The sequence below is a fragment of the Paenibacillus sp. FSL H7-0942 genome, from assembly GCF_045040715.1.
In the GTDB taxonomy this organism is placed as follows: domain Bacteria; phylum Bacillota; class Bacilli; order Paenibacillales; family Paenibacillaceae; genus Paenibacillus; species Paenibacillus amylolyticus.
Genome location: NZ_CP150279.1, coordinates 4,552,277 through 4,564,965 on the forward strand (window position 1 = coordinate 4,552,277; position 12,689 = coordinate 4,564,965).

The 12,689-nt window shown below is 46.5% G+C and carries 11 protein-coding genes; 6 read left to right on the plus strand and 5 right to left on the minus strand.

What is annotated here, in order from left to right:
- Positions 1-316: 316 nt before the first annotated feature.
- The 4 genes from MHI48_RS20260 (at position 317) to cysK (ending at position 3,542) form a co-directional block, all read left to right on the plus strand.
- A complete protein-coding gene (locus MHI48_RS20260; protein WP_083677397.1) occupies positions 317-1,354 on the plus strand; it encodes a nucleotide-binding protein in 1,038 nt (345 codons plus the stop codon).
- Positions 1,351-1,584, plus strand: a complete 234-nt coding sequence (locus tag MHI48_RS20265) for a hypothetical protein (RefSeq protein ID WP_017687536.1) — start codon at positions 1,351-1,353, stop codon at positions 1,582-1,584. Before MHI48_RS20260 ends, MHI48_RS20265 begins: the two co-directional genes overlap by 4 nt.
- A gap of 454 nt (positions 1,585-2,038) precedes the next feature.
- On the plus strand, positions 2,039-2,422 hold the full coding sequence (locus MHI48_RS20270; RefSeq protein WP_036674948.1) for a hypothetical protein: 384 nt from the start codon (positions 2,039-2,041) through the stop codon (positions 2,420-2,422).
- 163 nt (positions 2,423-2,585) lie between these two features.
- A complete protein-coding gene (cysK, locus tag MHI48_RS20275; protein ID WP_076327985.1) occupies positions 2,586-3,542 on the plus strand; it encodes a cysteine synthase A in 957 nt (318 codons plus the stop codon).
- Between the two features lie 489 nt (positions 3,543-4,031).
- On the opposite strand, the gene MHI48_RS20280 is transcribed toward cysK, so the two are convergent.
- Positions 4,032-6,014: an ATP-dependent DNA helicase gene (locus tag MHI48_RS20280; RefSeq protein WP_047843649.1), complete on the minus strand. Its 1,983-nt coding sequence runs from the start codon at positions 6,012-6,014 to the stop codon at positions 4,032-4,034.
- A gap of 187 nt (positions 6,015-6,201) precedes the next feature.
- Between MHI48_RS20280 and MHI48_RS20285 the strand changes: the two genes are divergently transcribed.
- Positions 6,202-7,794, plus strand: coding sequence for a catalase (locus MHI48_RS20285; RefSeq protein WP_076327986.1), 1,593 nt, complete (start codon positions 6,202-6,204; stop codon positions 7,792-7,794).
- Positions 7,795-8,347: 553 nt separating this feature from the next.
- Positions 8,348-9,724: a right-handed parallel beta-helix repeat-containing protein gene (locus tag MHI48_RS20290; protein ID WP_076327987.1), complete on the plus strand. Its 1,377-nt coding sequence runs from the start codon at positions 8,348-8,350 to the stop codon at positions 9,722-9,724.
- Between the two features lie 135 nt (positions 9,725-9,859).
- Here the strand turns inward: MHI48_RS20290 and MHI48_RS20295 are convergent, their stop codons facing one another.
- The 4 genes from MHI48_RS20295 to MHI48_RS20310 form a co-directional block, all read right to left on the minus strand.
- Positions 9,860-10,141 (minus strand): DUF6809 family protein, encoded by a 282-nt coding sequence (locus tag MHI48_RS20295; protein ID WP_083677398.1) that lies wholly within the window; start codon positions 10,139-10,141, stop codon positions 9,860-9,862.
- Positions 10,142-10,606: 465 nt separating this feature from the next.
- Positions 10,607-11,218: a hypothetical protein gene (locus MHI48_RS20300; RefSeq protein ID WP_405141588.1), complete on the minus strand. Its 612-nt coding sequence runs from the start codon at positions 11,216-11,218 to the stop codon at positions 10,607-10,609.
- A 261-nt stretch (positions 11,219-11,479) separates the two neighbouring features.
- Positions 11,480-12,232: a hypothetical protein gene (locus MHI48_RS20305; protein WP_076327989.1), complete on the minus strand. Its 753-nt coding sequence runs from the start codon at positions 12,230-12,232 to the stop codon at positions 11,480-11,482.
- A 97-nt stretch (positions 12,233-12,329) separates the two neighbouring features.
- Entirely contained in the window at positions 12,330-12,560 is a 231-nt protein-coding gene (locus MHI48_RS20310) for a hypothetical protein (RefSeq protein ID WP_076327990.1), read from the minus strand.
- Between the last annotated feature and the right edge of the window lie 129 nt (positions 12,561-12,689).

Here is a 12,689-nt window from a genome sequence, read left to right on the forward strand (position 1 = left end):
CATAAAGTAGCCTTTGGACTGCTCCAGCAGTCATACGGCAACACCAGGATAAGCAATGCTTGCTAATGGTGCAACCTGCTCCTTTATTCTATGACCAAAGCTTCCAAAAATAACTGTCAGTCACCCAACTGTGACAAATTGGGGCCTTTTTTTATTTTCTTGCGCTTTTTAAAGGAATCATTTTCCTTTCACACATACACTATAGCAAACGTAATCGGCTTATTCTTTGTCCAGTTCAGACGTTTCCAGACTTACTCTGCTGTTTATGGTATAATATAACAATTGAATCCCACTACCGTTTAAGCGAGGCGGATTGATGAAAACGTTAAAGCCAAGAGTCTTTATTGGCTGCTCGCTGGAAGCGAAGCCGATTGCAGCCGCAGTACACGAAAACTTACGTTTTTCAGCCGAAGTTACCCCTTGGTATTCCGGGGTTTTTAATCCAAGCAGCTATACCATGGACGATCTGGAAGTAGAGGTCCGTACGACTGACTTTGCCATTTTTATTTTTCATCCGGATGATATATCCAAAATTCGCGGGAAGTACTACGCGTCAGTCCGGGATAATACAATGCTGGAAATGGGTCTGTTTATGGGTCGTCTGGGACGAAAACGTATTTTTTTCATTCTTCCTGAGGATATTACAGACATCAAGGACACAACCAAGGTCGAAGGATTGCGTATGCCCACAGATCTGCTGGGATTAAATCCACTCGTATATGAAATCCGTTCCGACGGAAAGTGGGCACCAGCCGTGTCCGTGGCATGTTCCAAAATCGCAGACAGTATTGAGGAACAAGGACGCTGGAGTGATCCAGAATTGGAGAACATCATTGAGGAGCATAAACGCACTGAGGGAGAAGCAAGGTTACAACTGCTTAAGTTGCTGCGGTTCTTTAGGGAATTGCTGCGTACCCGCAAAGCAGATGCCAAGATGCTGGAGCGAATGAGCGATGCCTTGCGTACTGCCTTTGTCTCTCATCCTCCATTCGCTGTACGTGGCACAGCCATATACCGTACAGATGACAGTGGTTACATTGAGCAATTATGTGGTAATGTTGGAGAACCGGGGAGAAAGTATGACTTGTCCGCTAACGACGACAAACAACCGGATGATCCCAAGCGCATTCTGGTGATTGATTCTTACCGGGAGAATAAAATCAAGATTAACCTGTATGATGATTACCTTGAGAAAGAGTATCTGCTATGCTATCCTGTAGCCAAGAGGTATGTAATCACCGTTCACATTATTGGACATATTGAAGCGGATGAGGCGGTATTTCAGCAGATTGACCTACAGAATCGTCAACTGTTCAACGCCATCAACGATTTGTTAGGAGGCGAACCGGAATGAAACCGGAAACGAAAAAAATAAGCAAGCGCTGGGGCAGCGAAAAAAAGGTACGCCTCAGTTCTGCGCCCGAATCATCACGACCGGTTCCGGAACCCAAGGAAGAAGATCGTTTCCACAAGCCGGCCGTACCGCTAACTACCATTGGGCCCTCCCTGAAGGGCAAGGAAAGACCTTATAAGGTCATCCTTGAAAAAGAGGCGTTCTACGAAAAGCCTCAATATCTTGCTTAATTTCTGAACACATCATCAAACCTGCCGCTGAATCGGCAGTATTCCATAGGCCCCGCCGCCCAAGGCAGGGGCTTTTTTGTTGCTCATTTTCGCTAAAATAAAACTGCTTCTACTCGTTGACCTGGTGCCATTGTGTTAAGGCAAGGCATCCTTGAATCATGATCGCAATTCATTGCTTGTAATTACTTCTGTAGCAGACTGCATTGCATAAGGCTTATTTGGTTTATGGCCTTAGGTTTCCTGCAAAACCCATAAATTATACCTTATTTTGGAGCAGGCTTGTCCCTAAATCCCTAGCCTCACTCACTATCTGTACCTTTAGAAAAATGCGATAATGTGTGCTTCCAATATTTCTCGGTTGTATTGTGTATCTCCATTACATATATTGATTATAATATAGGAACACATGTTCTGTAAATATAAAATTCCAATTAAAGGTTAAGGAAGTGAACATATGACATCCTCAACTTCCGCCCCATCCCCTGCGGATGAAGACCATCGTCTGATTAAAGGTCTGGTTGTGCGTACGCTTTTGCTGGATGTACTTGAACGAGATATTCACACACTGGATACGTTGCTGCTGAAGATGCCCGAAGTCTACATTCTGTCGCTGACCCGCATTCAGAACAATGTGCTCAAGGAGATGTTGGCCCTTCGTAAACAGATGAGAACACGCGGTGTCAAAGTACTGGAAGAGAAACGGGAAGCCGAGGGTATCGAAACTCTGTATATGTGCAGAGGGTATTGGCAACGGTTCTATATGCTGTGGACATTCGCACGCAATGAAGTCAAAAAAGAACTCAGTCGGCATCTGCAGATGGACTTGGCGCAGACCTGATACAACTCTAACAATATAGAACCCATTCCCCAGCAAAACAAGTTGACCACGGAAGGTTACGTTCATTAAGATGGAGAAGAGATATCCAACCATTCCAATAAGGCATGAATTGATTTCAACCGGATATACTCTCAACGTCTTATCAATCAAGGAGTTGTACTTCATGGATTTGAATACACATTCGATTAAACAAACACCCGCACATACAGGCATTGCCGCAGATGTAACAGAACTGATCGGCCATACACCTGCTGTTAAACTAAACCGACTCACAGGTAGCGACTCCGCTGACGTATATGTGAAGCTGGAATACTTCAACCCAAGTGGCAGCGTCAAAGACCGTGCCGCCTACAACCTGATCGTTCAGGCTGAACTTGCGGGACACTTGCTCCCTGGTGCTACCATTATTGAACCGACGAGCGGCAATACCGGGATTGGTCTTGCGATGAATGCCGCCGCCAAAGGATATAAAGCCATTCTGATTATGCCGGACAATATGTCCAAGGAACGCATCAACATTCTGAAAGCCTACGGCGCAGATGTGGTACTCACCCCTGCTGCGGAGCGGATGCCTGGTGCAATTCGCAAAGCGAAAGAACTTCAAGCAGACATTCCAGGAAGTTTCATTCCGCAGCAGTTCGAGAATCAGGCGAACCCGGACATTCACCGGATCACGACGGCTCCCGAGATTATGCAGCAGATGGAAGGCAAGCTGGATGCCTTCATCGCTACGGCGGGAACTGGTGGAACCATTACCGGCACCGGGGAGGAACTGCGTAAGCAGTTACCTGACATCCGCATCTATGCGGTGGAGCCCAAAGGTTCTCCGGTGTTGTCCGGTGGCGAGCCCGGACCACACAAGCTCGTCGGTACAAGTCCGGGGTTCATTCCGGACATCCTGAATACCGACGTGTGGGATGCCATCATCCAGGTGTCCGATGAGGACGCACTGGATACGATGCGGCAGCTTGCTGCCCGGGAAGGGCTGTTGCTCGGCCCTTCCTCTGGCGCTTCGGTGTGGGCCTCCCTTCGCATTGCGAAGGAACTGGGGCCGGGGCACCGGGTGCTCTGCATTGCGCCGGATACCGGGGAACGGTATCTGAGCATGGGTATTTTTTAACACAGCATAAATCTGTACACATCAAAAAGGGGCTTCCATCTCCCATAAGTCATGAGCATGACAGAGGCCCTCCCTTATTAGCGCTCATTGGTCATTGGTTCTAATGAACCTGACACACGCTATTCGCTCCTCTTTGCGTGGGTTTGACGTGTAACGAATCACAGCGACGTTATTCCTCCAAATTCGGTCGATTCAGGCTTAAAAGCTATTTTCGCCGGGATAACGTTACTGAGATTCGTTAGAATTCACATCGCTTAATGATCACCCTAATAAGGTGCGGTAGGTTCGTTAGAATGTTGAAGCGATTGGTAGCGAGGAGCGAGGGAAAATCCCTTGAAAAAAGGGAAGCGAAGTACATTGAAGGAACCATCAAAATAAAAAAATAAGCTCTTGCTCACATACGGATGGTGAATCCGCAGAGAACAAGAACTTATTTTGGCAAGAAACCTTATCATCAAAAACAAAGTAAGAACATTTAACGTAAGCTGGTTAGTGTGTCAGGGTAGTCCATTCCACACCTTCGGGAAGCAGGGCCGCAATGCGGTCTTTGGCTTCCTTTTTGGTATACAGCGATTCATCGAGAATGACCGCAGAACCGGAATCGGTGCTTGTCCGAATCAGACGTCCGAGACCTTGCTTCACACGCAAGAGCATATACGGAAGATCAATCTCTTCGTATGGTGCTGCCGACGCACTGCGTTTTGCATTGAAGACAGGGTCCTGTGGTGGATACGGAAGCGACCAGATCATGACATTGGATAATGACGGACCTGGAACGTCCAGACCTTCCCACAGATTAACGGAGCACAGCACACTTTCCTCATCCTGCTGGAACGCCGCGATCAGATCACTGATCTCCCGATCGCCCTCATACATAAAGCGCAAACCTTCTGCTTCAGGTACATGAACGATGTCCTGCTTGAACGCACGTAGCTCTTCCATCGTACGGAACAGAACCAGCGCACGTCCCCCGCTCTCCTGAAGTAACGACACCGCATCACGCATGCGATTTTCGTTCTCCGGGTGACCTGGTACAGCTTCATCTGTAATCTTCATCTTCATTTTGTCCGCATAATCATATGGGGAAGCCACCGAGAATGATACAAAATCATCAATGCCCAGGCTGTCCGCCACATAACGGAATGAACTGTCCACAGATAACGTGGCGGAGGAGAACACGATTGGAATACCTGTGTTGAACACACGCTCGTTCAGCATTTCCTTCACGGTGCGCGGCATGATCGATAAGGTCGTCTCATCCTCGCTCTCTTCCGCCCAACAGATGTAACCATCTTCCTTGCGGAACAAGGCAAGCGCAGACTGAATCATATCGAGATGTTCTTCCACGACACGCATCTGGTAACCATCCAGCGAGAACAATCCGCTCTCAAATACCAGTTCTTCGCCGATTGCATCCAGCACACTCGTCAGACGTTCAATCTCACGTAGCAGTGGCGGCTCTACCCGAACTTCTTTCCGTTCCGAACCAGGGATCGCGACCGTATACGTATCCAGCAACGCAAACAGTCGCTCACTGCTCTCAATCGCTTCATCTACACACTCGGCGAGGGATTCACGAATCTCTCCTTCTAACAGGCGAGTGACGAGTTCCTCAAAGATGCGGTGTTTCAGCTTGTAGCTCAGTGCGTTCAGGGCTGCTTCTTCCAGCAAATGTCCTTCATCAAATACAACTGAGCTGTGATCAGGCAGCAGTGGTAATTGTCCCTCGCGTTTGCGCGCATCATACGTCCACACATGCTCCATGTAATAATCATGGGAACAGATGATGATGTCTTTGGAACGACGGTAATGGTCACGCGACAGCGTCAGGCCGCAGCGTTGTCTTTTTGGACAAACAAAACAATCCTGGAACGGATCCCAGTTGATTTTGTTCCACTGACGATCATTCAGATGTGGATACTGTTTACGGTCACCATACGGATGGAAGGCCTGAAGTGTACCCGGGGTATTCACAAAATCCGGCAGACTCTCATGCACTTCTTCAATAACAGGCGCATCCTCATCCGCAAAACGCATTGCACTTAATTTGTTCAGACAGACGTATTGGTCCGGTGATTTGCCCAGACGTGCGTCCACTTCCAAGTCCAGATGTGCAGCCAGCTTCGCAATATCTCCGCCGGGCTTCACAAGCTGTTCAATCAAGGACTCATCGGCACAGGCGATCACCGCCGGTTTGCCCGTATAACGTGCATAACAGACCGCGTAGAGCAGATAGACTAACGTCTTGCCTGTTCCGACACCAGCCTCCGCCATAATGGTCTTTTTATCTCCATAGGCCCGTTCGAGCTGGTACGCCATAAAAATCTGTTCATCCCGTACCTCGAAGCCGAACTCTGGCAAAATATCGTAAAAAACATCGGCAACCCATTCCCCGAGACGGGATACAAAAGGTTCAGCCGGATCATATGCAAAAGGATAACGTTGTGTAGACAATCCTAGGTCAGCCTCCATTCTTAGACGCGGTCCTCTTTCATTTTCCGTTCAAAAAAGGCCGCAGGGCAAAAGTTAATTATCTCACGCGATGAAGCGGGTGACAAGCTTTTTTTACGAGATTATTTGCGAGGTTTAATGTATAGAACCAATTTTCAGGGAAAATATATACAGGAATCCACTTTAAGGAAAGGCGGTGCTCCACTCCATGAATCATCAGTCTTCACAATCAGAGCATTCCTCAGACAAAGACCCTGAGACATTAACGGATCGACAAGGTCATCCCATTACGGACAATCAGAATGTACGAACCGTTGGCAGCCGGGGACCGACTACGCTGGAGAACTATTATTTTCTCGAAAAAATTACTCACTTCGACCGTGAACGTATTCCGGAACGTGTGGTCCATGCCCGCGGTGCTGGTGCTCATGGCGTATTTGAAGCGTATGGAACGGCCGGGGATGAACCAGTATCGAAGTACACACGTGCACGTCTATTTCAGGAAAAAGGCAAACTAACGCCCGTGTTCGTTCGCTTCTCTACCGTTATACATGGTGGACATTCACCGGAGACCCTGCGGGACCCGCGCGGATTTGCTGTAAAATTCTATACCGAAGATGGCAACTGGGATCTGGTGGGTAACAATCTGAAAATCTTTTTCATTCGTGACCCGCTCAAATTCCCGGATATGGTACACGCCTTCAAGCCAGACCCGTTGACCAATGCACAGGATATGGAGCGGTTTTTCGACTTTGTATCGCTAAGTCCTGAAGCTACCCATATGGTGACATTCCTCTTCTCTCCATGGGGCATTCCAGCGAATTATCGGCAGATGCAAGGGTCGGGTGTTAATACATACAAATGGATCAATCAGGAAGGCACGGGCGTACTCATCAAATACCACTGGGAACCGCTCAATCAAGGGATACGCAACCTGCTGCAAAAAGACGCGATCGAGATTCAAGGACAGAACTTCAATCATGCGACATTGGACCTGTATCACGCTATTGAAAAAGGGGAGTATCCCGAATGGGAGCTGTGCGTTCAAGTGATGGAAGATGGCGAGCATCCAGAGTTGGACTTCGACCCGCTGGACCCAACCAAGCTATGGCCGCAGGATCAGTTCCCTTTTCTACCTGTGGGCAAAATGACGTTGAATCGTAATCCCGAAGATTATTTCAATGAAGTGGAGCAAGCGGCGTTCGGCACAGGTGTCTTGGTGGACGGGCTGGATTTCTCAGATGACAAACTGCTGCAAGGACGCACCTTCTCCTATTCGGATACCCAGCGTCACCGGGTGGGTGCGAACTATCTGCAACTGCCTGTGAATGCACCGAAAAATCGGGTAGCCACGAATCAGAGCGGCGGACAGATGCAGTATCAAGTGGATCGTGCGCCGGGTCAGAATCCACATGTAAATTACGAACCTTCGTCGCTTGGTGGCTTAAAGGAAGCAGCCCCACGTGGCAAGGAACATGAACCACTAGTGGAAGGCCAACTTGTTCGTGAGAAGATTGAGCGCACCAATGACTTTGGACAAGCGGGTGATACGTACCGGGCATTCGAGGATTGGGAGCGGGATGAGCTAATCAGCAACATGGTCGGCGCGTTGGCACAATGCAAACCGGATATCCGGGAGCGCATGATCTCTTATTTCACCCAAGCGGATGCGGATTACGGTCGGCGCGTCTCTGAAGGGTTAACCTCTGTACCAACCGATGATAGTGCCACAGTCCAACCGAAACATGAACCAAGTGTCGAGCAAGCAGAGAAACGCAGTCGTGAGACGGACGGTTATTAAGGTGGATGGACAGCGTTTGGATCGCTGAGTCTGACACTGTTAGTACATTCGAGTATGTTGAGTAAGCAGATTACGTTCTGAATTAAACATAGCCCTGATCGTCAAGTTGCCAGTTGCAGCTGCTATCAGGGCTTTTTCATGACTAGCTTGAGTGTAATCTCCACTTCAGGATGCATGCAACTATGTATTTTAAATTAAAAGAAGTTCATAGGAGTGGATCATAAGTAAAACTGGTACTCTGAGGATGGAAAAGCGTACTTCTCTACGTTCATTTCAGATGATTCTTCGTTAAATGAGAGCTATCACCCAATGGAAAGATTACATAATTCACGTGATATTACAGGCATTGGAAGCTTGCAGGCCTGACCTGCCTGCATGTACCTCCATCTGATCAGATGATTATTGATGATAACGCTTACAACATTTACCATAAAGCTGTATCCTAGAGATTACATCTAACCAGCCGGCATGACCTATCTCATAGGTAACGGTCTGGTACACGGCTACCACATGCTCTTCATTCTATTCCCAATTAACCAAGGAGGCTTACGTAATGAAATTATTCCCATCCACATCCACTCATGTATCTGCACGATCTGCACGTTCTCTGAAGGAACGCTCCCTCAAATCCAAAATGGCCCATATCTGTCTGAGCGCCGCGTTCCCTCTATTATTGATTGGTGGTGGATCGGCTGGTGCTGAAGAGCTGATCGAGAGCAGCTTGCAAAATCCCTCCGAATCGGTGGCGACTTCGAATATCGCACTTGCTGCTGGTGATCTGTATGTGTCTCCTGGCGGCTCAGCCAGCAATCCGGGAACACTGAACAGCCCTACGTCACTCGCTAACGCATTGACCCAGATCGCCCCAGGCAAGACCATCTATCTGCGCGGCGGCAACTACAGCTTTTCTCAGACTATTACCATTGAGCGTGGCAATAGCGGTACATCCGGACAACGTAAAAACCTGGTGGCGTATGGATCGGAAAAACCGGTATTTGATTTCTCAGCCCAAACCTTCGCTTCCACCAATCGTGGACTGCAAATGTTCGGAGACTACTGGTTCGTCAAAGGGCTTGAGGTGAAGGGTGCAGGCGATAACGGCATCTTCATCGGAGGCAGTTACAACCGTCTGGAGCAGATCGAAGCTCATCACAATCGGGATACGGGTATTCAAATGGGACGTTATGCTTCCACAGCCGCCAAGAGTGAATGGCCTGCATATAATGAAGTGATTCGTTCCTACTCCCACAACAACTATGACCCGGATGACGGCGAGGATGCAGACGGTTTTGCAGCCAAATTGACCGTTGGCCCGGGCAATGTCTTCGACGGTTGTATTGCGGCCTATAACGTGGATGATGGCTGGGATCTGTATAGCAAAACGGACACAGGCGCCATTGGCGCAGTCACGATCCGTAACAGCATCGCCTACGCCAATGGCGCAACCGCAGACGGCACTTCTACCTCCAACAGTGACGGTAACGGCTTCAAGCTGGGCGGAGAGAAGATTGCAGTGAATCATATCGTCGAGAACAGCATTGCGTTTAATAACAAAAAGCATGGCTTCACCTACAACAGCAATCCCGGTTCGATCCAGATGAAAAACAACACCTCCTGGAACAATGGGCAAAGCAACTTTGCCTTTGATGTTGGCACCCACATCTTCACCAACAACCTGTCCTTCCAAGGCGGCGCCAGTGACAAAACAAGCGGAACCGACGTCAGCAGCACTAACGTCTGGTGGAAGAATAAAAAAAGCGAGAACGCCAAAGGCCTGCTCGCCAGCGCAGCCGACTTTGTCTCCCTCGTGCCTTCGGTAACACGTAGCGCGGACGGAACACCTGTCTTGGGCAATTTCCTGAAGCTTGCGGGCGGCAGTGATCTGATCGGCTCGGGTACGCCAGTGGGTACGAATATTGGTGCACGGTAAGTGGTAGTTAGTAAAATAATAGAGTAATTAAATGCAAAATCCCCTTCCCCATTCCGCCTAAGCGGTGGTAACGGAGGAGGGGATTTTTGAATTGCTGTGTATTGTCTGCCGCTGGCTTATGAAGTAGGTAAATACTCACGGTTTAGCTAAAACTTCAATCATCAGTCTGCCGCCTGTGCGAAAACCTTGCTCAAACGCTGCTTCCACATACATGGACGTGGATTGTCCGATCAGGTCTACCAGTTGTTCCAAAGCATCATATTCGTTCTCGGTAAGCTGTGTTTTGTAATCCTGCATCAGGTCCGATATCTGGCGATTGATCTCTTGATACTCAGTGTGCTCAGGGTGAATCGATTCGTCCAACCGCAAGTTCCCGTGAAACAAATCCTCGATCAGGTTTGACATGTTATCCTTCATGGTATGGTCACCTCAAACAGATTGTATATCAAGGTATGAGGTGAGATGTGAATTTAGCGGGAAATGCGCTAGTATTTTATTGAGTCAAAATTAAAGTTAAACCATGCCTCAAACACCAAATGAAGCTTATCTTGCTATAGTCGCATATATAGCAACTATGAATGAGGCGAGTGGGACATTTCAACGGCTATAGTGATTAAGTTGGCTGACTATCATCAGACCAGTACAGATTATCTTTTGAATCGGACGGATGTAATAATGCCTTAACCATCAAAGTGGTTCGGCTCGAGTTTTACATACCCGAGGCCATGTCCTTTCATACTGGAAGAAAATCCAAAAATAGTACCATATTAATGAATGCATCTTTCAAATTTTTTATAGGTGTTCGTCCGTAAGGATCATTAGCTATAAGATCGAACTTTTATAAATGATTGTCGGCGTATCGATCCTCTTATACTAGCCAAACTATTTTTCGCCAACACTAGAATGTGGATTCTTAATGTATTGCCAAGGGACAAGCCGATTTGTTCCCTCTTCTCTCCTGAACCAAATCGTCGCAGGGTCAACAGGTATGATATCAATCACATCATTACAGCGCTCGTTTAGAACTACTTCACCAGCACAAGCCCCACGTACCATGATCATCATCCGCTGAATTGTATCAAGCTTATCTAGCGACCTTCCATGCTGATAACCAGGTGAATGAAGTGGAGAATCCAGTAAGTTCTTGATTTCATCTAACGATCTCTGCCCATTTTTATCGTCACTACCACTCTGCTTCTTTGCTGTAAATGTAAGTGGAGTGTCACCCATACGCAAAAAATTGTAGAGCGCATGCGAAATATCGGGATGAACAGACACAAGAATCTCAAGTAGTTCCTCTGCTGTGTGATTCTGTAGTTTGGTCAGATCAATATTATGAGCACTCTGGTACTTTTTCGGGAGCCAATTGAATATATCCCATCCGTTTGACGATCTTGGTGAGGTCATCCTGCCAATACCCATCATCTGACGCTTTACTGTAGCTGGAAGAACCGAATTCGCAAATGAAAACATGGCTTTATGATACCATTTCAATGTTTCACCTCCAGACATAAAAATAGAAGGCAGGAAAAGTTTCCTGACCTCCTAAAGTTCTTCATACTTCTATGGATAAATAATATCATTCGTTTTGTACGAGGTTACTACGGATTTAATCTTCCTCCTCATGACTATGAAGCTGAGTCAGAGTTATAGACTGTGCATTTATCTGATCGATCGCAACGATTCTGATGTTCACGTCCTTTACCTCCTCTATAAATCAGTAAAAGCTACCATCTCATAGGAAGCTAAATCAGTTTATTCTCTATTCAATTTATCGCGATCAAATCCACTCACCTTAAGCAACTTTAATTTATCTTCGTCTGATGCTGCCTCGATATAAAAAATTTCAACCTCATCATCAGTCGTCTCCACAATTAACAAATCTCTAAGTATTTTCTTTTGTTTGTCCTCAAGATCATAATCTTCTATAAATTTTAGGATGAAATAAAATAGTTCGAGATATAATTTCACAGCTCTCCTGTCTTTCCAAAAATGAAGATTAACTTTTGTCATGTAATGAATTGCATCAGCCCCTTTTTGCGAATCATAGGATATATCCCGTTTCCTAATATTCTTCGTTTTAATCAACTCATTTACTACACTCATAGCCATCTGAAGATTCAACAAGTTTTTTTGTCCCTCAAGTTGATTAGCAGAGCGAGCTGCTTCTTCTCTCTGCATCCTGATCTCTTCTGTTTGCATTTGAACAGCTGCTCTTTGAAGCGAGAGTTCCTCGGTCTGCATTTTAATAGCTGATACTTGTATTTTCATTTCATCTGTTTGCATATCTATTGACTTACTTTGTGCCTGCAGTTCTTGTCTTTGTACTGCAATTGTGTAAATCAGTCCAGCAAAGGCAAGCCCTGAGAATAATGAATTGACAGCTCCAAACATATCGCCAAATGTCCCGCGGTAACTTGGGTTAATCCAAGTGTTTATACCCCACCCAAAACCAGCCCATATAATAATAATTCCTGTAGCAATCAATATAATAGACTTCTTATTCATCTGAACACCCCTAACTATTTCTGAAACACTGTCTTACAAAATCAGGCAGTTGGTAAGGAGGGACAAGCATAACGACTCGTCCCTGTAACCTCTATGTTTACTGACTTTGCAACGCATCTTCCAAGATCCTGAATAGTTTACCATGAAGTTCTTTAATCTCATCATTGGTTTTGAGATGTTTAATCGTCTTCACATTGATACCCGTTAATGCTAGACTTCTTGAATTCAACGCATACAAATAATCTGTTCCAGGGTTCTGTGCTTTAATTCTTTCAATTTCTCCAAAGTCTCCATGATCCAAATGAAGAGTGTCGCCGATCGCTTCCATTTTATCCCTCCCCTCAAAAACATTTTACTTAATTTTTAGTGTGCAAACAAAGAATATTTGTGTTGAGTTGTTTTCAACGTTGGGCTGACTTTCATATGTATGTGTTTGCTCAATCAGACGCTGTTATCC